This is a genomic window from Microbacterium sp. STRO-1N, from assembly GCF_057748015.1.
In genome coordinates this window covers 822,233-841,387 of the sequence record NZ_CM173234.1, presented here as the reverse complement: position 1 = coordinate 841,387, position 19,155 = coordinate 822,233, and the positions used below count along the sequence as shown (strand labels likewise).

Below are 19,155 nucleotides of genomic sequence, written 5' to 3'. Positions count from 1 at the left end.
CTCAGCCGACGAGGGGTCCGCCGAGCTTCCAGTAGCCGAGGAAGGCGACCTGTTCCTTGACGAGCGCGAAGTCAGCCGTCAAATGACGGCGAATGCGCGTCGTCGCCGTCGATTCCCCGGCGACCCACGCGTAGAGGCATGGATCTCCGCGGAGCTCGGCGTGGTCGGTGGTCCAGCGGCGCACGGCGCTCTCGAGCCGCTCGCCGGCACGGTCGGCTCGATCGACGACCTCCAGGTTCATCCGACCGCCGGGAAGCGGTAGCGCGCCGTCCCCCGCGTCTGCGAGCTCGAGGAGCACATCCGCCGCGACCTCAGGCGGCAGTGCAGCGACGATGTTGCGGATCGCGGGGAGAGCGGATTCATCCCCGATGAGGAGTACGCGCGCGGGCGGAGCAGGCGGTGCGTAGTGAATGCCGTAGCCGGTGTACCCGACGCGCATGTCGGGGCCGGTGATGATCAGCTCGTCGCCGGGCTGGCAGGTGCTCGCCCAGGCGGAAGCGGGACCAGCCGGCTGGTGGATGAAGAGGTCGACGTCGATCTCATCATCTTCCGGCCGGATACCCGACGGAGTGTACGTGCGCAGCACGTTGCGTCCCTCCTCGGGGAGTTCCTTCCAGCGTGCGTACCAGTCCCTCGGGTGCGGTGTGGGTTCCGTGAGAAGTCCGAAATCGGGCGCGGTTCCGTCCGGCATGGGCAGGACGAGCTTGATGCGCTGATCCAGTCCCCAGGGCGCGAACTCCCTCAAAGCCTGTCCCGTGAGGGTGATCCGGATGAATCCCGGGGTGAGCTGTCGCTTGCGGGCGACCCGTACCGGAAACGCGCTGTACTCCCAGCTGCGGGATGCAGGGAGTGCCCCAGCAGTCATCGCGTTCCCCGGCCCGACGTGGTGACAGGTGCCCCGCGTGGCACGACGAGAGGACCGCCGGTGATGGGATCCTCGATCACGATATTGGGCAGGTCATAGATCTCTTCGACCCTGGAGCTGGTGACGACCTCGGACGGGGCACCTTCGGCGATGATGCGTCCCCCGCGCATCGCGATGATGTGATCGGCATATCGGGCGGCATGGTTGAGGTCGTGGAGGACGGCGACGATCGTGCGGCCCTCGCGATTCAGGTGGGCGAACAGCTCCATGAGCTCGACCTGGTGGGCGATGTCCAGGAAGGTCGTCGGTTCGTCCAGCAGCAGCAGGTCGGTCTGCTGGGCGAGGACCATCGCGACCCAGACCCGCTGGCGCTGTCCCCCCGACAATTCGTCGACTCTGCGCGGTGCGAGAGCGGCGGTGCCTGTGGCGTCCAACGCGCCCTGGACGGCAATGTCGTCCTTCTCGGACCATTGCCGCAGGAATCCCTGATGAGGGTATCTGCCCCGCCCCACGAGGTCGGCGACAGTGATTCCGTCCGGAGCGATCGCGGACTGCGGCAGGAGCCCCAGCTTCCTGGCGACGTCCTTCGATGGCATGCTCGTGATCGCCTTGCCGTCCAGAACCACCTGTCCGGTGTCGGGTGCGAGGAGCCGGGAGAGGCCACGGAGCAAGGTGGACTTACCGCATGCGTTGGGCCCGATGATCACGGTGAACGACCCGTCCGGTATGGCGGTGCTGAGCGCGGCGATGATCGATCGGCCGTCGTAGCCGAGGGTGAGATTCTCTGCACGGAGCCGTGAGCCGGACCCGTGCGGTGGGCGGAGCGTCGTCGAGGGATTCGGGTGTTCAGGCACGGCGGCGGATCTCCTGGATGATGGTGATGACGAGATAGAGGCCTCCGAGGGAGACCGTGACGACGCCGACCGGCAGAGCGACGGGCAGCACGTGCTGGGCGACGAGGTCGGATATCAGCAACAGCAGCGCCCCGACGAGCGCCGACAGCGTCAACGAGAGGTATGGGGTGCCGGCGATGCGCCGTGCGATCTGCGGGGCGGCGAGAGCGATGAAGGCGACAGGGCCGATGACGGCCGTCGCGATCGAGACCAGACCGACGGCGACGAGAAGGGCGAGCGCCCGTACGATGGCCGGCCGCTCGCCGGTCGCCGTCGCGACGTCGTCACCGAGGTCGAGCTGCCGCAGCCGCGGCGACAGGATGACCAGCAGCACGAGCAGGGGCGCCGCGCAGAGAACGGCGCCGGCAACCGGCGGCCCGGTGACGCCGTTGAGGGTTCCTGTGCCCCAGGCGGAGGCGAACATCGCCGTCTCGAGTTCGACCTCGAGCAGCATCCACGTGTTCGCCGACGCGAGCATCGCTGCGACGCCGATGCCGATCACGATGAGGCGGAAACCCTGCACACCGCCGCGGTACGCCAAGGCCCAGATGAGCGCGGCCGTGATGAGCCCCCCTGCGACAGCGCCCACGGTCATCAGCGGCCACGACGCGGAGAAGAAGACGATCATCAGGAGCATTCCGGTGAAAGCCCCGTTGGAGAGACCGAGGATATCCGGACTCGCAAGTGGATTGCGCGTCGCAGTCTGGAACAGCGCCCCGGCGACGGCGAGGAATCCACCGAGGACGATGGCCGCGACGGTTCTGGCCATGCGCCACTGGAACACGACGGTGCGGTCGAGTGGCTCGCCGCCCCCGAGCAGCACCCGTACCACTTCCTCCGGAGACAAGGGGTAGGTGCCGAGCCCGAGCGCCACGACGCCGAGGAGCGCGACGGCCGCGGCCAGCATGGTCCCGACACTCAGACTCCGGATACGCACCGGAACCGCGAACGACCCCGCGCGCAGGATTCTCCGTCGATAGCCCACCTCGATCGGCCGGGCGTCACTCAGCAGGCTCATGACAGGGTGCTCGCGTTCCGTCGGCGTGCCAGGGTGATCAGGACCGGAGCGCCGACGAACGCGGTGACGATCCCGACCGGGATCTCAGCGGGGGCGATCAGCACCCGTCCGAGCACATCCGAGAAGAGCACGATGACCGGTGCGAGCAGGACGGAGATCACGAGGATCGTGCGCTGGTCCACCCCGAACACCCACCGGGCGACGTGCGGGACCATCAGCCCGATGAATCCGATGGGTCCCGCCAGAGCCGTCGCCGCCCCGGCGAGCAGGGTCACCGTCACGATCACGCCGACCCGGATGCCTGCGATGTGAGCGCCCTGCGCCCTCGCGACATCCTCACCGAGTGCGAGGGCATTCAGTCCGGGGGCGAGCAGCAGCGCTCCGACCACCGCGACCACGATGAAGGGCAGCACGGGCAGGAGGACGTCGAACCCGCGGCCGAGGAGCGAACCAGCGTTCCACGAACGCATCTGTTCGAACGCGTCCGGATTGCTGAGAGTCATCCCCGTCGTCATCCCGGAGAAGACCGCTCCGAGAGCCACTCCCGCGAGCGTGAGCCGGATCGGGTCCGCCGCGCCCCTGCCGGAAGACCCGATGAGATACACCGCCACCGTGACGACTAGGGAACCGAGGAATGCGAGCCACACGAACGAGGCGATGTCGCGCATCCCGAAGAAGGCGACACCGACTGAGACCGCGAATGCGGCGCCCGCGTTGACGCCCAGGATGCCCGGGTCTGCCAGGGGGTTGCGGGTGAACGCCTGGATGATCGCTCCCGCGACTCCGAGCGCCGCCCCGACCACGAGACCGGTGACGGTGCGGGGCACCCTCAGCTCGGCGACCACGTAGCGCGCTTCCGATGTGCCACCGCCCTGGAGCACATCGAGAACCGTCGACACCGGAAGGAAGTTCGACCCGACTGTCAGCGACAATGTCACCGCGACCACGAGGAGGATGGCCAGAACGACCAGCCCGAGCACCGTCCTGCCGCGCCTCCCGGTGAGCGCGGCTTCACGGGGAGGCGCGGATGGGAGGCTCGTCACTTCTGGGCTTTGAGGAACTGCTCGATGTCATCGAGCACGAGGTCGCCGCCCTTCGGCCCCACACCGGACACCCAGTAGCTCGTGTCAACGAGGGTCACCGTGGGGAAGGCGGCAGCATTCTGCGTGATCGCCGACGGGATCGTCGATTCGTCGTCGACATCGGCCGTCGTGACGAAGACGTAGTCCGCCTGCGCGTCCATGATGTTCTCCGGGGAGAGGTCCGCCTGCAGACCGTCCACCCACTCGCGGTCAGGAATCGTCAGTCCGGCACACTCCAGCGCGCCGCCGGCGAAGGACGTCGGACCGTAAACGCTGAGCGTCGTCTCGTCACGCGGACGGATCAGATTCGCGGTCGTCCCCGCCACGTCGAACTCGCCCGCGATCTCCTCGCAGCGCTCGTTGAAACCGTCCAGCAGGGTCTGCGCCCCGTCCTTCTGCCCCAGCGCTTCGCCGATGAGCAGCACGTTCTCCTGCCACGGATCGGCCTGCGTCTGCATGAACACCGTCGGTGCGATCGCGTCCAACTGGGCGTACAACTGAGAATGGCGCGACTCGGTACCGAGGATCAGGTCCGGCTCGAGAGCCGCGATCGCCTCCAGGTCAGGTTCCGGAACCGTTCCGACGGGTTCGACGCCGTCCACACCGAGGTATTCGGGAACGCCCGAGACGTTGCTGGCCACTGCCGCCCCGACCGGTGTCACTCCGAGCGCGACCGCGGTGTCGAGTTCCACCGGTTCGAGCACGATCACACGCTTCGGCTCCTCCGGCACCTGCGTCGTTCCGCGCGCGTGCTCCACGCTGCGCGTACCAGGCGTCTCCGATGACGTGGGGTCATCGGCGCCGGACGGCGAAGAACAGCCGACCAGCAGAACCACGGCGAGGGAGAGCGAAGCCAAAGACGCAGCCCGCCCGGGCATGGGAGTACGCATCGCGAAGAGACCTTTCGGAGGAGTCGGGCGCAGAAGGCGGAATACCTTCACGCCAAAGTAAGCACAGCCTAACCTTATCCGATCCGCTTCCCTCGCCGCCGCAAACGAAAAGCGCCCCGGGGACTTGGTCCCGGAGCGCGATTCCTTTGGCGGAGACGGAGGGATTTGAACCCTCGGTCCCCTTGCGAGGACTCCACCTTAGCAGGGTGGTGCACTAGGCCTGACTATGCGACGTCTCCATGCGTTCCGCCATGGCGAGAACGCGTCATGCCATCATAACCGCTCCCGGCATCCTCGACGAACCGAGGCGGAGTCCGTAACGAACCGACGCCGATCCCGCCCAGGGTAAGCGCTTTCCGCTATGCTGAACGGCGATCGCACCGAAGCATCGGAACGGAAGAGGACATGCCCGAACCCCGCGTCATCAACGACAACGGAGCCTGGTGCTGGTTCCAGGACGAACGCGCCCTCATCGACGCGGACCGACAGCTCCTCGTCGTCGGCTCCGTTCCCGCTCCGGAGGGCCCAGGCGGAGAAGCCCGCGCCGGCAACATCGAGCTCACGGTCGCCGACCTCGAGACCGGCACCGCGCAGGTCGTGGTCCTGCACGAGCGTCTCGAGACCGACGATCACGACGTCCCAGCGCTCTGGCGCCGCCGCGACGGACGCTGGCTCGCCGTCTACGCGAAGCACAAGACCGACAACCTCACCCGCTGGCGCGTCAGCGAGCCGGACGACCCCACCCGCTGGGGTCCGGAGCAGACGTTCGACTGGACGGAGTTGACGGGCGGCAAGGGCGTCACCTACTCGAACCTGCACGAACTCGACGGACGCCTGTACTGCTTCGCCCGCGCGATCAACGACGACCCCTGCGCGCTCGTCTCCGATGACGAAGGCGACACCTTCACCTACGCGGGCAAGCTCTTCACCCGCCCCAAGGTCGGCTACGTCAACGGGTACACGCGCTACGTCTCCACCGGCGACCGCATCGACTTCGTCACGACCGACCACCACCCGCGCGACTACGACAACTCGATCTACCACGGCTATCTTGCCGCCGGCGCCCTGCACGACAGCTTCGGAAACGTCATCGCACACCCCGCTCCGAGCGACGACGCCCCGTCCCAGGTCGAGCTCACGACGATCCTGTCGGCGGGTTCGGAGGGCCCGGAGGGCGTGCGCATGCACGCCTGGACGACCGACATCCGCCGTGCACCCGACGGCACGATCGCCGCCGTTCTCACCGCCCGCGTCGACGACGACCTCGAGGACGACCCGGACCGCAATCACCCCGTCCGCGACATCCGCTTCTACGCCGCTCGTCTCTCGCCCGGCGCCGACAACTGGCAGCTCGTCGAGCTCGCCGAGGCCGGCGGCGGCCTCCTCCCCCACGAGCAGGACTACACCGGTCTCGCGGCCATCGACCCGTTCGACATCGACTCCGTGTACATCTCGACGCCTGTCGACCCGCGCACGCGCGATCGGCTGGCTCACTACGAGATCTTCCACGGCACGACATCGGATGCCGGCATCACCTGGTCGTGGACCCCGATCACCGAGAACTCACCGCACGACAATCTGCGCCCGATCGTGGCCCCCGGCGACGCGAACCGCATCCCGCTGCTGTGGTTCCGCGGCGAGATGACCGCCTCTCAGCACTACCGTTGTGAGATCGTGCTGCTCGACCAGCCGCGCATCACCGCCGACACCGCGAAGGAAACCGCATGACCACCGTCCTCCTCGTCGGCGCCCACGGCTACGGGAGCGTCCACCTCCGCAACCTCGAGCGCCTCGGCGACCGCGTCGAGCTGGTCGGCCTGGTCGATCCCAAGGGCGGCCCGACCGACGGCTTCGGGTCGGCCATCCCGAGCTGGCAGAGCCTGGACGACGCGCTCGCCACCGGCATCCATCCGGACATCGTCATCGTCGCCACCCCGACCAACACGCACTTCGGCCTGGCGGCCCTGGCCCTCGAGCACGGCAGCCACGTCTACCTCGAGAAGCCGCCGGTCGCGACCATGGAGCAGTTCACCGAGCTGCTCGCACTGCAGGAGCGCACCGGGCTCAGCATCCAGGTCGGATTCCAGAGCTTCGGCTCGCACGCCCTCACCGAGATCGCCGAGCTCGGCGGCGCGATCTCGGTCGCCACCTGGGCGAACTGGAGCCGCGAGTTCGCCTACTGGAACCGCTCGGCCTGGGCAGGCAAACGCACCCTCGACGGGCAGCCCGTCGTCGACGGCGTCCTCACCAACGCTCTCTCGCACGCCGTCGCGACCGCGTTGCACATCGCCGGCGCACGCCGCCGCGAGCACATCGCGCGCATCGAGCTCGAGCTCTACCGCGCGAACGACATCGAGGCCGATGACACGTCGAGCGTGCGGATCACGCTGACCGACGGTCGGGTGGTCTCGGCCGCCCTCACCCTCGCCGGCGCCGCGCAGGATCAGCCGCTCATCGAGGTGCGCGCGGCATCCGCGGACGTCCTGTTCTCGTACACGGACGACGTCATCACCTACCCGGACGGCCGCGTGTCCCAACCGGGGCGCATCGAGCTGTTCGAGCAGTTCCTCGACCACCTCGAGCACGGCACCCCCCAGCTGTCGGCGCTCGTCGACTCCGGGGCGTACATGGAGGTACTCGAGGCCGTCCGCACCGCCCCGGCACCCCTGAAGATTCCGGATGCCGCGACCACGACCCTGGACACCATGATCGTCGTCGACGACATCGCGGACTGGGTGAAGCGCACCGCTCGCGCCGGCGCCCTCTTCAGCGAGGTGCGCGCGCCGTTCGCCCCCGAGTTCACTGACGGCGCCACGGATGAAATCGCCCTCGGCGACGCCGTCATCGCCGTCCGAGACGACGGAGCTTCGGTCACCCCGACATCCGGCCCCCGCCCGTTCCTGCATCCGGTCCGTACGCCGGGCGGCGTCGTCGTGACCGACGCGCACCCGGCCGACCACGACTGGCATCTCGGCGTCTCGGTCGCGATCCAGCATGCGAGCGGCGTCAACTTCTGGGGCGGACCGACCTACACGCGCGACGGCGGCTACCGCTGGCTGAACGACCACGGCCGCATCACCACGACCTCGTTCGACCGCACCAGGTCCGGCTTCACCTCGACGGCGGACTGGCTCGCCCCGGACGGCACCGTGCTGCTGCACGAGGCGACGACGTGGCGGTTCCGGGAGGCGTCCGACTCTCGCGCCTGGACGTTCCAGACCACGACGTCTCTCGAAGCAGCATCCGGCCCGATCGAACTGGGCAGTCCCGGATCGCACGGCCGCGTCGGAGGCGGGTACGGCGGGTTCGCATGGCGCTTCCCCGCGGCATCCGATGTCGACGTGCGCACCGCGGATGTCTCGGGAGAGGATGCCGTGCACGGCAGCGTGTCGGACTGGATCGCCTTCAGCGCGCGCTTCCCCGACGGCGAGGCGACCGTGGCGCTCGCCTCGGAGGAACAGCGGCCGTGGTTCGTGCGCGTGACCGACTACCCGGGTATCGGCTCGGCTCTGGCCTGGGACCAGCCCGTCGTCCTGGATGCCGGGGAATCCGTCGCCCTGTCCTTCCGCGGCGTCGTCGCCGACGGGCGGCTGACAGATGCCGAGGTGGCGGCGCTTCTGGGGTGACCCGGCCGGCTAGGCGTAGGGCAGGGCGACCGGCCGGTCCAGACCGTCGACGACGATCGTCGGCCAGCGCTCGTCGACCGTGAGCACCTCCCAGCCCTCGGGCGTGCGCAGCAGCGTGTCCTCGACCTTGACCCCCGGCGCCGTCGGGTTCCACGCGAAGGCCTGCCATTCGGCGAGCGCATCCGTCGTCGCCGAAGTCGCCCGCGGGTCGCGTCCGGCGTAGCCGGTCGGGCCACCCTGGTGGTGACGCTGCCACTCGTCCGCGGCGTACCCGTTCGCGGCGTACGCGGCGCTCCCCTCGGCGAACACCTCGTCGAGCGGACGATCGGGAACCGACGCATCGAGGAAGGCGCGTTCGACGGCGAGGATCCGCTCATCCGCGGCATCCGCACCGACCCAGCGGGTGATGTTGGCGATCAGGCCGTGCCGGCGTCCGCACGCGACGACCATGGCCCGCTCGCCCAACGCGGCCGCCGTCGGCAGCGGGTGCCGGAACGCCAGCCGCGAGGCGCCGGCGACGAGGATCACCAGTGGATCGATACCGCGGGCGACGAGTCCGGCCGCAACGGATGCCGCGACCGACTGCTCCGTGTGTCCGAGCGCGACCGTGGACAGGACGTCGGTGAGCACCTCGGCGGAGTCGCGCCCGAGAGCCCGGTAGCGGTCGCGCTCCCCCGGCAGCAGCGACGCGCGCGCCGCGCGCAGCTCGGCGGCGACGACCGACTCGGGGATTCCGGGCCCTGCAGCCAGCGCGGCTTCCGCCGGCGGCGTCTGCCACGGCACGCGGACGATGCGTTCCGCATCGGCGGGCAGCAGTTCCTCCACGATCAGGCGATCGGCCTCATTGGCGGCGACGAACAGGATGTCACCGGCATCCTCGACCCGGACGGCCAGGACCGGAGGACCGGCCAGGGAGACATGCGTCCGAATGCCATCGAGATACCAGGACACCGCCTCGTGAGAGGTCAGCACCAGCGGCCCCCCGGCCGCCGTGCGCACCCGCGCCAGCTGATCCTGCTTGACCTCGCGGTCACGTGTCGATCCCACCATCGCGATCGGTCCCCCTTCGTCCGGAAACGTTTTCTCACACGATAGTGGCTAATATGGCCTGGTTCGCGCCACCCGCGTGAATGACGCGAGCAGAGGGGCCTGGCCGATGAGCCGTACGACACCACGGACGCGGATCACCGATGTCGCGAAGCTCGCCGGCGTCTCGCTGTCGACCGTGTCCCGCGCGATGAACGACAACCCGACCGTCGATCCCGCCCTCGTCGAGCGGGTGAAGGCCGCTGCCGCCGAACTCGGCTACACGGCGAACCCGCTCGCCCGCAGCCTCGTGCTCGGGCGCACCCAGACCGTCGCGGTCGTCGTGCCGGACCTGGAGAACCCGACCTACCAGGCGATCCTGCGCGGCCTCAGCAGGGCCGCCTCGACCGATGGGTATCACGTGCTCATCGCCGACTCGATCGAGGACCTCGAGAACGAGCGGGCGCTCGCGAAGACGACACGACTGCGCACCGACGGCATCATCCTGTGCGCGCCGCGCATGCCGGAGGACGAACTGCAGGCACTGCTGCCCGACCTCGCCCCCGCCGTCGTCATCAATCGCGCCCCGCAGGGGGACGCCCCCGTCGTCGCGGCAGACTACGGAGCCGGTCTCCGCGAGATCATCGACCATCTGACGGGGCTCGGCCATCAGCATCTCGTGTATCTCGCCGGTTCGCAGCGCAGCGCGTCGCACCGTGCCAGACAGGACGCCATCGCCAGAGTCGTCGCCGAGAACGCCGATCTGCGCGTCGACGAGATACCGACCGGCGTCGACTTCGACAGCGGGGCCGAGGCGGCCGATCGCGTACTCGCATCCGGCGCGACCGGGGTGCTCGCGTTCAACGATCTCGTCGCGATGGGCCTGCTGTCGGCGCTGCGCTCCCGAGGCGTCGACGTGCCGGGGCGGATCTCGATCGCCGGATTCGACGACATCCCGTTCGCGGCGAATGCGACGCCGCCGCTGACCACGGCATCCGTTCCCGCGGCCGAACTCGGCGCGCATGCCTGGCAGGCGATGCACGAGCTGCTCGGGGACGGCACCCCGGTCGCTGTCACGACGGTCGTGCCGGAGCTGGTGGTCCGCGGGACCACAGCTGCGCCGACGGTCTGACCGTCGGCCGCCCGATCCTCTCCCGCCCTGTGCTAGTCTCGAGAAAACGTTTCCTGACATGTTCGAGATGAGTGGATGACAATGACGCGCTACGCCATCGCCGGAGCCGGCCACCGCGCCCAGATGTATGTCGATGCGATCATCTGCGAGCATCGCGACCGCGCCGAGCTGATCGCGATCATCGAGCCGAACCCGACCCGCGCGCAGTATTACGTCGATCGCGTCACGGCGGCCGGCGTCACCGCCCCCCGAACCGCCGGCCCAGACGCACTCGAGCAGATCATCCGCGAGGAGCGCATCGACCGCGTCATCATCTGCTCGCGCGACGATCTGCACGCCGAGCTCATCGTCCGCTCGCTCGAGGCCGGGGCCGACGTCGTCGTCGAGAAGCCGCTGACCATCGACGCCCCGAGCGCCGCTCGCATCGAGGAGGCCGTCGAACGCACGGGGCGCCAGGTCGTTCTGACGTTCAACTACCGATACTCCCCGCGCAACACCGCGCTGCGTCGGCTGCTGCAGGACGGCGAGATCGGAGAGATCACGTCCATCGACTTCTCCTGGATGCTCGACACCAAGCACGGCGCCGACTACTTCCGCCGCTGGCACCGCCAGAAGGCGAACTCGGGCGGGCTGCTCGTGCACAAGTCCAGCCACCACTTCGACCTGGTGAACTGGTGGCTGCGCTCCGAGCCGCGGCGCGTGTACGCCTCCGGCGGCCTGCGCTTCTACGGCGCCGAGAACGCCGCGGCCCGCGGCATCACCCGCCGCCCTGCGCGCGGCACCCACGACGGCGCGGACGCGTTCGAACTCGATCTTCGCGACGACCCGCGTCTGAAGGCCCTCTACCTCGAGGCCGAGCAGCACGACGGGTACGTGCGGGACCTGGACGTCTTCAGCGAGGGCATCACGATCGAGGACAACCTCGCCCTCGTCGTCGACTACGCCTCCGGTGCGACGCTGTCGTACTCGCTCAACGCGCACTCCCCCTGGGAGGGCTACCGCGTCGCCGTCAACGGCACGCTGGGGCGCGCCGAGCTCGAGGTCGTGGAACGCGGAGCCGTGCTCGCCGAGGAGGGACTGCACCCGGTGCTCGACCCGAGCCTGTCCGGATCGGATGCCGCGCCCACGCTGCGCCCCGAAGGCGAGCGTCTGATCGTGCAGAAGCACTGGGAGGCCGCTCGCGAAGTGCCGATCGTCCGCGGCGAAGGCGGACACGGCGGCGGCGACGCCCTGCTGCTGTCCGACGTGTTCGTCGGCCCGGCCGATGACCCTCTGGCGCGTCCGGCGGACTGGAGCGACGGCATCCGCTCGATCGCGGTCGGCATCGCCGGAAACCGGTCGCTCGAGATCGGGCTCCCCGTCCAGGTCGCCGACCTCGGCATCCGCCTGCTCGAAGGTGCGGTGCGCGCGTGAGCCGCATCGTCGTGACCGGAGGCGCCGGCCGGCTCGGTCGCAGCCTCGTCACCGGTCTCGCCGGGTTCGGCCACGAGATCGTCTCGCTCGACCGGGTCACCGCGCCCGAGTTGGAACAGGACGGCATCACGCAGGTCGCCCTCGATCTCTCCGACGCGGATGCCGCGGCATCCGTCCTCGCGGAGGCGAACGCCGATGCCCTGATCCACCTCGCCGCGATCGCCGTGCCCTTCAGCGCTCCGGAAGACGTGATCATGCGCACCAACGCGGGGCTCGCGATCTCGGTGCTGCACGGCGCCGTGCGCGCCGGCATCCCGAAGATCGTCGCGGCGTCCAGCCCGACCGTCCTCGGCTACGGCTGCCCGACCGGCTGGAGCCCCGACCTGCTGCCGCTCGACGAGGACACCCCGACCAAGCCCTGGAACGCCTACGCGCTGTCGAAGCTGCTCATCGAGGACACCCTCGGGATGCTGCAGCGCCAGACCGGAGACGCCACCCGCTTCGCCGCGTTCCGCCCGTGCTACGTGATCGCCCCCGAGGAGTGGGCGGGTGCGCCGACGCAGCAGGGCCATACCGTCCGCGAGCGACTGGACGACCCGGCACTCTCGGCCCCCGCCCTGTTCAACTACGTCGACGCACGCGACGTCGCCGGCTTCGCGGACACGCTGCTGGCAGGCATGACCGAGATCCCCAACGGCGAGGTCTTCTTCGTCGGCGCGTCGGATGCCCTGGCCCGCGAGCCCCTCGCCGACCTGCTGCCGCAGTTCCACCCCGGAACCGCCGGAGCAGCCGCCGCGCTGACCGGAACGCTGCCGGCGTTCTCGACCGCCAAAGCCGAACGGCTCCTGGGCTGGCGCCCGTCGCACGACTGGCGCACCGAGCTCGGCGAGCGCGTCCAGGTCGCAGAAACTGTCGCTTCCGCAGGCTCTTAGCAGCGGAATCCGCGACCCAGACATCCACCATCGACCGAAAGCACTCAACGATGAACTTCGACGGCATCCTCTTCTTCCCCGTGACGCCGTTCACTCCGGACGGCACGATCGAGCACGAGCTGCTCGCCCGGCACATCGACCGCGGGGTCACCGCCGGTGCCGGCGGCGTCTTCCCCGCCTGCGGCACGGGCGAGTTCCACGCGCTGTCGGCAAGCGAGGCCGCAGCCGTCACCCGCACCGCGGTCGCGACCGTGGCAGGCCGCGTGCCCGTCATCGCCGGCGCCGGCGGCCCGCTCGGTCACGCCATCGAGGTCGCGAAGGCCGCAGCGGATGCCGGAGCCGACGGCCTGCTCGTGCTGCCGCCGTACCTCGTCGGGGGCACTCAGGCAGGGCTCATCGCGTACGTCGAGGCGATCGCCACGGCATCCGATCTGCCCGTCATCGTCTACCACCGAGGGTCCGCGCAGTACGCGGTCGACACGATGCGCACCCTGGCCGCGAACCCGAAGGTCGTCGGCTTCAAGGACGGTACCGGCGACATCGGCACGACGCAGCTCATCGTCCGCGCTGTGGCCGAGACGGGCCGAGACGACTTCGCGTTCTTCAACGGTCTGCTGACCGCCGAGCTGACGCAGGGCGCGTACCGCGGCATCGGCGTGCCGCTGTATTCGTCGGCCGCCTTCGCGATGATCCCCGAGGTCGCGAACGCGTTCTACCGCGCGTACGTGTCCGGAGATGAACAGCGGCGCCTGGCGATCCTCGACGGCTTCTACCGACCGCTGGTGAATCTCCGGGACGAGACTCCCGGATTCGGCGTCTCGCTGATCAAGACCGGCCTGCGACTCGGCGGCCTGCCGGTCGGATCGGTGCGCGCACCGCTGGTCGATCCGTCGCCTGCGCAGGAGACACGGCTGGCCGAGATCCTCGAGGCGGGACGCGCACTGCTGTGACCACGATCACCCGCTTCGACGTGCGCCTCCAGCGCGTCGCGCTGACCCGGCCGTGGGCAGCCGACGTCACGTCGGTCGGCATCGTCGCGACCCACGTGGTCCGATCGGACGGCGTCGAGGGCTGGGGATTCTCGTGGACTCCGCAGATCGGCGCGACGGCCGTGCACGCCCTGCTGTCGGACGACATCGCGCACCCGGCGATCGGCCGATCGGCCGAACCCGGCGAGGCCTGGCAGGGGCTCTGGGAGCACCTGCACGAGGCGGGCGGTGGGGGCATCACGACGATCGCCATGGCCGGACTCGATCTCGCGCTGTGGGATGCCGCGGCCCGCGCTCGCGACCTGCCGGTGTCGTCCCTCATCGGTCGACGACGCGAACGGGTGCGCGCCTACGGTTCGGGGGTGAACCTGCACTACACGCAGGACGAGCTGCTCGCCCAGGTGCAGCGCTGGATCGACGCCGGATTCACCGCCGTGAAGATCAAGGTCGGCAAGCCGGACATCGCCGAGGATGTCGACCGCGTCGGCGCCGTCCGAGACCTGCTCGGCCCTGACCGCGCGCTCATGATCGACGCCAACCAGCGTTGGGATCTGGACCGCGCGACGACGTCCGTCGAGGCGCTCGCACGGTTCGACCTCGCGTGGATCGAGGAGCCGCTGCGCGCGGACGATCTCGCCGGTCACACCGAGCTCGCCCGGCGCATCGACGTGCCGATCGCGGTCGGCGAGAACCTGCACACCGCGTACCGCTTCGGCGACTTCCTCCGCGCAGGCGCCGCGCAGATCGTGCAGCCGAACATCGTCAGGGTCGGCGGCATCACGCCGTTCCTGACGATCGCGGCCCTCGCGGCCGAGCATGGCGCAGCGCTTCATCCGCACCTGCTGCCAGAACTCTCCGGACAGCTCGCGCTCACCCTGCCGGACGATGTCGCGGAGCCCTGGGCCGAGGACGTCGAGGATGCCGGATTCGGTGGCCTGGGCGCTCTGGCCGATCCGTCGCCCGTCACCATCGCCGACGGATACCTCGCCGAGACGCCGCACGTCGGCCTCGGCATCCGCTTCTCCCCCACACTGACCGGAAAGGCCTGACATGACCACGACCGCCGAACAGCTCGAGACGATCGCGCAGCAGGCGGCTGCGGCTGCTCCCGTGTGGCGGGCGTCGTCCGCCCCCGAGCGTGCCGGCTGGCTGCGCGCGATCGCCGACGCGCTCGATGCGAACGTCACCGAGCTGGTGGAGATCGCCGATCGCGAAACACGCCTCGGCGTGCCGCGGCTGACCGGCGAGGTGGCCCGCACGACGGGTCAGCTGCGACTGTTCGCCGGCGTTGTCGAGGAGGGCTCCTTCCGCGAGATCATCGTCGACGACGCGGATGCCGCGGCCACCCCGCCGCGGCCCGAACTGCGCCGTCACCTGATCGGCGTCGGACCGGTGGCGGTGTTCTCGGCATCCAACTTCCCGTTCGCGTTCTCCGTCGCCGGCGGCGACACGGCGTCGGCGCTGGCCGCCGGCAACCCGGTGATCGTGAAGGCGCACTCCGGGCACCTGGAGCTGTCGCGTCGCACGGCCGAGGTGGTCATCGCGGCGCTCGACGCGGCAGGCGCACCGGAGGGATCGTTCGCACTCATCGAGGGCCGTGAGGCGGGCAATGCCCTGGTTCAGCACCCGGTCGTCCAGGCGGCCGGCTTCACCGGGTCGGTGTCCGGCGGACGCGCGCTGTTCGACCTCGCCTCCGGGCGCCCCGATCCCATCCCGTTCTACGGCGAGCTGGGCAGCGTCAACCCGGTCGTCATCACGCCCGCGGCGCTCCAGGCCAGAGGCGCCGAGCTGGCCACCGGGCTCGTCGGTTCGTTCACGCTCGGCGTCGGCCAGTTCTGCACCAAGCCGGGCGTCGTGTTCATCCCGGCCGGGTCAGGATTCGAGGACGCAGTGGCCGCTGCGGTCGGCTCGGTCGCCGGAGGGCCGCTGCTCACGGATCGCATCACGGCCGCGTTCCCCGACGGCATCCAGTCCCTGCTCGCCGACGAGTCGACCGAGCTCATCGCGAACGGAGCCGAGACGCCGGACGGTGCGCGCCCGGTCGTCGTGACGACGGATGCCGCAGCCGTGGCCGCACGCCCGGAGGCTCTGCTCGAGGAGGTGTTCGGGCCGCTCACTCTCCTGGTCCGCTATACGGACGAAGCCGAGTTGCACGCCGCGCTGCGTGCCGTGCCGGGAAGCCTGACGGCGACGCTGCACTCCGAGCCGGCGGACGACGTGGCCCATACGGTCGAGCTGCTGCAGCAGCGAGCAGGTCGCGTACTGTTCGCGGGTTGGCCGACCGGGGTCGCCGTAACGTGGTCGCAGCAGCACGGCGGTCCGTGGCCGGCGACGACATCGCTGCACACCTCGGTCGGGGCGACGGCGATCCGGCGGTTCCTGCGTCCTGTCGTGTTCCAGGACGCCCCGGAGCTCCTGCTGCCTCCTGAGCTGCGCGACGCGTCGCTCGCGACGCTCCCGCACCGCCGCAACGGACAGCTGGTGCTGCCCGTCTGACACCGATCCGGATGGACGTTTCACGGAGGCGGTGACGTTTCACGGATGATCTCAACCGATCGGTCCGTGAAACGTCACTGCGTCCGCTGATCGTCCGCCGCTATCCGGCGGACCTGGTAGCTGTCAGGGCAGCGCTCGCAGCGCCGCGATCGAGGCGGCGATCTCGGTCTCGAGGTCGTCGCCCCAGTTGCACTCCAACGACACCGGACCGTCGAACCCGGCATCCCGCAGCGTCGCCACGAACTCGCGCCACTGCCCATCCCCCGCCCCCAGCCAGAAGCGCCCGGCGTCGGCGATGTGCGCGTGTCCGATCCGCTCGATGTGGTCGCTGACGGTCGAGAGGGGCTCGCCTTCCTGCTCGATGTGGAAGAGGTCAGCGACGACCTGAACGCCATCGATGCCGTGAGCGTCAAGGAACTCCACGGCTTCGCCGAGCGTGTGGATGAGGTTGGTCTCGCCCTTGTGCAGCGGCTCCAGCATCACCCGGAGATCGTGTTCGTTCGCGGCATCCCGCGCGATCACGAGCGACTCTGCGAAGCGCGCCTCGGCGGCGGACCGGTCGACCCCCTCGGGGATCCGCCGTGCCGCACCCGAGCCGAAGACGATCTTCGCACCGGGCTCGGCGACCTGCGCGAGTACCGGGAACAGCGTGGTGAAGTACGACCGCACACGCTCGAGGTCGAACGACGGGTCGGCGACGCGGACGTCGCCGGGCAGCAGGATCGCGAACGAGGGATAGCGCTCGCCCGCGAACTCCGGGTTCAGAGACGGTGTCGCGTTCTCCGCGAAGAGGATGACGTTGCCGACGATGGTGGGCTCGACGTAGTCCGCGCCGAGGCGCTGGGCGATGAGGCCGTTGGCCCGCGGGCCGATCAGACCGACAGTTGTCACTTGAGACTCCCTGAGACGAGGTCGAGGCGCCAGTAGCGCTGGAGGACCAGCACGAACGCGACGACCGGGATGATCGCGACCGCCGCACCGGCGATCCCGAGAGTGTAGAGGATGGGCTCGCTGCCGCCGCGGTTGAGCATCATGTACATCGAGACCGTGATCGGGAACAGGTCCGGATCCGTGAGCATGATGTACGGCAGCAGGAAGTTGTTCCACGCTCCGATGAACTGCAGCAGGAAGATCGTCACGAGCCCTGGCAGGAGCATCGGCAGACCGATCGAGCGGAACGTGCGCCACTCGCTCGATCCATCGACCCGCGCGGCTTCGAGAAGCTCGACCGGCATGGACGCCCTGGCGAACACGTAGGCCAGGTAGATGCCGAAGGGCGTGATCATCGTCGGGATCAGCACCGACCAGTAGGTGTTGGCCAGGCCGATCTGCGCGAACAACAGGTACTGCGGGATCGCGAGGGTGATCGTCGGAAGCAGGACGCCGCCGAGCAGGCCGACCATGATCGCGTGCTTGCCGCGGAAGTCGTACATCGCGAGCGCGTAGCCGGCACCGGCCGAGAACAGGGTCGATGCGAGGGCGCCGACGATGCTGTAGAAGAAGCTGTTGCCCAGCCACTTCGCGAAGCCGCCGTTCTCGTAGGCGAACAGGGCGACGAGGTTGTCCCACAGCGCCGTTCCGAAGCTGAACGCGGGTGTCGTGAACAGTTCCGCCGACGACTTGGTCGCCGAGAAGAACACCCACACGACCGGCAGCAGGAAGTACACCGCGGACACGATCAGCACCGTCGTCGGCAGGATCGCCGCGATCGGCACGCCGCGTCGCCGCGAACCGGCCGGGCGGTCGTGAGCCGGCGGACGGGAGCCGGACGAGGCGCGTTTCTCGCGCGTGGAGAGCAGAGTCATCATCGGTCGGCCTTCCGTGTGGCCAGGCGGCGCCCGCCCAGCACCAGCAGAGACAGAAGAACCGTCCCCAGTGCCAGGAGGATGGATGCCGCGGCTGCGGAGTTGAGGTCGTCGTGCGCGAACGCGTCGCGGTACACGCGCATGAGCGGGAAGAACGTCGAATCGATCGCGTTCGTGAGGGTCGCGAGCATGGCCGGCTCGCTGTAGATCTGCAGCGCCCCGATCACCGAGAACAGCCCGGTGACCACGGTGGCCGGCACGACGTGCGGCAGCTTGATGTACCAGGCGATGCGCCCCTCGCCGCAGCCGTCGATGCGTGCGGCGTCGATCTGCGAGCGGTCGAGCGACTGCAGCGCGGTGTAGATGATCACGGTGTTGAAGCCGATCCCGCCCCACAGCACGACATTGACGATGCCGACGTAGATCCAGTCGCCGCTGAGCAGGTTCGGCAGCTCCACGCCGATGGCGCTCGCGAACTGGTACACCGGGCTGATGTCGGGGACGTAGAGGAATCCCCACATCAGGGCGGCGATGACGCTGGGAACACCGTACGGAAGGAAGATCGAGGTGCGGCTGAAGGACTTCGCGCGCGCCCGCGGCAGATCCAGCAGCAGCGCGAGCAGGATCGAGGTTCCCATGAGCAGGGGCACCATGATCGCGGCGTAGATGCCGAGGTGGGCAAGGCTCGTCCAGAACGTGGGGTCCTCGAGCACCGAGACATAGTTGCCGAGCCCGACGAACGTCTCTTCACGGGGCCCGAAGGCTCCGCCGCTGGACGCGCCGCGGCCGCGGACGCTCAGCCATCCGGAGTAGAAGATCGGGATGATGAACACGAGGGCGAACATCACGAGCGCCGGTGCCATCAGCGCGTAGGCGAAGCCCGTGTGCCGTTGCAGGTGCGGTCGGCGCGCCCGCCGGGGCGGGAGGACGACGGTGCGCGTCGCCTCCCCGCCCGCAGGCGCACTCTCTTGGAGGAGTGCGGTCATGA

At 69.4% G+C, this 19,155-nt stretch carries 17 protein-coding genes and 1 tRNA gene; 8 read left to right on the top strand and 10 right to left on the bottom strand.

Translation table 11 applies throughout. The features are described from left to right. Position 1: 1 nt before the first annotated feature. The 6 genes from AC3ANJ_RS03890 to AC3ANJ_RS03865 form a co-directional block, all read right to left on the bottom strand. Positions 2-865, bottom strand: coding sequence for a siderophore-interacting protein (locus AC3ANJ_RS03890; protein WP_488318318.1), 864 nt, complete (start codon positions 863-865; stop codon positions 2-4). Next, on the bottom strand, positions 862-1,719 hold the full coding sequence (locus AC3ANJ_RS03885; protein ID WP_488318317.1) for an ABC transporter ATP-binding protein: 858 nt from the start codon (positions 1,717-1,719) through the stop codon (positions 862-864). Before AC3ANJ_RS03885 ends, AC3ANJ_RS03890 begins: the two co-directional genes overlap by 4 nt. Next, positions 1,712-2,776 (bottom strand): FecCD family ABC transporter permease, encoded by a 1,065-nt coding sequence (locus tag AC3ANJ_RS03880; protein ID WP_488318316.1) that lies wholly within the window; start codon positions 2,774-2,776, stop codon positions 1,712-1,714. The genes AC3ANJ_RS03885 and AC3ANJ_RS03880 overlap by 8 nt, the downstream gene beginning before the upstream one ends. Continuing rightward, positions 2,773-3,819: a FecCD family ABC transporter permease gene (locus AC3ANJ_RS03875; RefSeq protein WP_488318315.1), complete on the bottom strand. Its 1,047-nt coding sequence runs from the start codon at positions 3,817-3,819 to the stop codon at positions 2,773-2,775. The genes AC3ANJ_RS03880 and AC3ANJ_RS03875 overlap by 4 nt, the downstream gene beginning before the upstream one ends. Next, positions 3,816-4,715, bottom strand: coding sequence for an ABC transporter substrate-binding protein (locus AC3ANJ_RS03870; RefSeq protein WP_488318314.1), 900 nt, complete (start codon positions 4,713-4,715; stop codon positions 3,816-3,818). The genes AC3ANJ_RS03875 and AC3ANJ_RS03870 overlap by 4 nt, the downstream gene beginning before the upstream one ends. Positions 4,716-4,895: 180 nt before the next feature. Continuing rightward, a tRNA-Ser gene (locus AC3ANJ_RS03865) sits at positions 4,896-4,987 on the bottom strand. Positions 4,988-5,153: 166 nt separating this feature from the next. Between AC3ANJ_RS03865 and AC3ANJ_RS03860 the strand changes: the two genes are divergently transcribed. Next, the gene (locus AC3ANJ_RS03860; RefSeq protein WP_488318313.1) at positions 5,154-6,476 is read left to right on the top strand and encodes a BNR-4 repeat-containing protein; all 1,323 of its coding nucleotides are present in this window, start codon (positions 5,154-5,156) and stop codon (positions 6,474-6,476) included. Next, positions 6,473-8,374 carry a DUF6807 family protein gene (locus AC3ANJ_RS03855; RefSeq protein WP_488318312.1) on the top strand — a complete coding sequence of 634 codons (1,902 nt, stop codon included), beginning with the start codon at positions 6,473-6,475 and terminating at the stop codon, positions 8,372-8,374. The genes AC3ANJ_RS03860 and AC3ANJ_RS03855 overlap by 4 nt, the downstream gene beginning before the upstream one ends. Positions 8,375-8,383: 9 nt before the next feature. Here the strand turns inward: AC3ANJ_RS03855 and AC3ANJ_RS03850 are convergent, their stop codons facing one another. Continuing rightward, a complete protein-coding gene (locus AC3ANJ_RS03850) occupies positions 8,384-9,424 on the bottom strand; it encodes a M24 family metallopeptidase (protein ID WP_488318311.1) in 1,041 nt (346 codons plus the stop codon). A 106-nt stretch (positions 9,425-9,530) separates the two neighbouring features. On the opposite strand from AC3ANJ_RS03850, the gene AC3ANJ_RS03845 reads away from it, so the two are divergent. From AC3ANJ_RS03845 to AC3ANJ_RS03820, 6 genes are all read left to right on the top strand, one after another. After that, the gene (locus tag AC3ANJ_RS03845; protein WP_488318310.1) at positions 9,531-10,532 is read left to right on the top strand and encodes a LacI family DNA-binding transcriptional regulator; all 1,002 of its coding nucleotides are present in this window, start codon (positions 9,531-9,533) and stop codon (positions 10,530-10,532) included. Between the two features lie 75 nt (positions 10,533-10,607). After that, positions 10,608-11,945: a Gfo/Idh/MocA family protein gene (locus tag AC3ANJ_RS03840; RefSeq protein WP_488318309.1), complete on the top strand. Its 1,338-nt coding sequence runs from the start codon at positions 10,608-10,610 to the stop codon at positions 11,943-11,945. Further along, positions 11,942-12,877, top strand: a complete 936-nt coding sequence (locus tag AC3ANJ_RS03835; RefSeq protein ID WP_488318308.1) for an NAD-dependent epimerase/dehydratase family protein — start codon at positions 11,942-11,944, stop codon at positions 12,875-12,877. The genes AC3ANJ_RS03840 and AC3ANJ_RS03835 overlap by 4 nt, the downstream gene beginning before the upstream one ends. A gap of 50 nt (positions 12,878-12,927) precedes the next feature. Next, positions 12,928-13,827: a 5-dehydro-4-deoxyglucarate dehydratase gene (locus AC3ANJ_RS03830; RefSeq protein WP_488318307.1), complete on the top strand. Its 900-nt coding sequence runs from the start codon at positions 12,928-12,930 to the stop codon at positions 13,825-13,827. After that, on the top strand, positions 13,824-14,915 hold the full coding sequence (locus AC3ANJ_RS03825; protein WP_488318306.1) for a mandelate racemase/muconate lactonizing enzyme family protein: 1,092 nt from the start codon (positions 13,824-13,826) through the stop codon (positions 14,913-14,915). Before AC3ANJ_RS03830 ends, AC3ANJ_RS03825 begins: the two co-directional genes overlap by 4 nt. A gap of 1 nt (position 14,916) precedes the next feature. Next, entirely contained in the window at positions 14,917-16,362 is a 1,446-nt protein-coding gene (locus tag AC3ANJ_RS03820; RefSeq protein WP_488318305.1) for an aldehyde dehydrogenase (NADP(+)), read from the top strand. Between the two features lie 123 nt (positions 16,363-16,485). Here the strand turns inward: AC3ANJ_RS03820 and AC3ANJ_RS03815 are convergent, their stop codons facing one another. From AC3ANJ_RS03815 to AC3ANJ_RS03805, 3 genes are read right to left on the bottom strand one after another with little or no spacing between them, the layout of a single operon-like run. After that, the gene (locus AC3ANJ_RS03815; protein WP_488318304.1) at positions 16,486-17,253 is read right to left on the bottom strand and encodes a sugar phosphate isomerase/epimerase family protein; all 768 of its coding nucleotides are present in this window, start codon (positions 17,251-17,253) and stop codon (positions 16,486-16,488) included. Continuing rightward, positions 17,250-18,170: a carbohydrate ABC transporter permease gene (locus AC3ANJ_RS03810; RefSeq protein WP_488318303.1), complete on the bottom strand. Its 921-nt coding sequence runs from the start codon at positions 18,168-18,170 to the stop codon at positions 17,250-17,252. Before AC3ANJ_RS03810 ends, AC3ANJ_RS03815 begins: the two co-directional genes overlap by 4 nt. Next, positions 18,167-19,153 (bottom strand): carbohydrate ABC transporter permease, encoded by a 987-nt coding sequence (locus AC3ANJ_RS03805; RefSeq protein WP_376178678.1) that lies wholly within the window; start codon positions 19,151-19,153, stop codon positions 18,167-18,169. Before AC3ANJ_RS03805 ends, AC3ANJ_RS03810 begins: the two co-directional genes overlap by 4 nt. Positions 19,154-19,155 lie beyond the last annotated feature (2 nt).

Bases quoted from the DNA above. Each gene is read 5' to 3' on its own strand.
- AC3ANJ_RS03855 (WP_488318312.1), top strand. From the start codon at position 6,473: ATGACCACCGTCCTCCTCGTCGGCGCCCACGGCTACGGGAGCGTCCAC.
- AC3ANJ_RS03805 (WP_376178678.1), bottom strand. From the start codon at position 19,153: ATGACCGCACTCCTCCAAGAGAGTGCGCCTGCGGGCGGGGAGGCGACG.
- AC3ANJ_RS03810 (WP_488318303.1), bottom strand. From the start codon at position 18,170: ATGATGACTCTGCTCTCCACGCGCGAGAAACGCGCCTCGTCCGGCTCC.
- AC3ANJ_RS03860 (WP_488318313.1), top strand. From the start codon at position 5,154: ATGCCCGAACCCCGCGTCATCAACGACAACGGAGCCTGGTGCTGGTTC.
- AC3ANJ_RS03890 (WP_488318318.1), bottom strand. From the start codon at position 865: ATGACTGCTGGGGCACTCCCTGCATCCCGCAGCTGGGAGTACAGCGCG.
- AC3ANJ_RS03845 (WP_488318310.1), top strand. From the start codon at position 9,531: ATGAGCCGTACGACACCACGGACGCGGATCACCGATGTCGCGAAGCTC.
- AC3ANJ_RS03850 (WP_488318311.1), bottom strand. From the start codon at position 9,424: ATGGTGGGATCGACACGTGACCGCGAGGTCAAGCAGGATCAGCTGGCG.
- AC3ANJ_RS03880 (WP_488318316.1), bottom strand. From the start codon at position 2,776: ATGAGCCTGCTGAGTGACGCCCGGCCGATCGAGGTGGGCTATCGACGG.
- AC3ANJ_RS03830 (WP_488318307.1), top strand. From the start codon at position 12,928: ATGAACTTCGACGGCATCCTCTTCTTCCCCGTGACGCCGTTCACTCCG.
- AC3ANJ_RS03820 (WP_488318305.1), top strand. From the start codon at position 14,917: ATGACCACGACCGCCGAACAGCTCGAGACGATCGCGCAGCAGGCGGCT.
- AC3ANJ_RS03840 (WP_488318309.1), top strand. From the start codon at position 10,608: ATGACAATGACGCGCTACGCCATCGCCGGAGCCGGCCACCGCGCCCAG.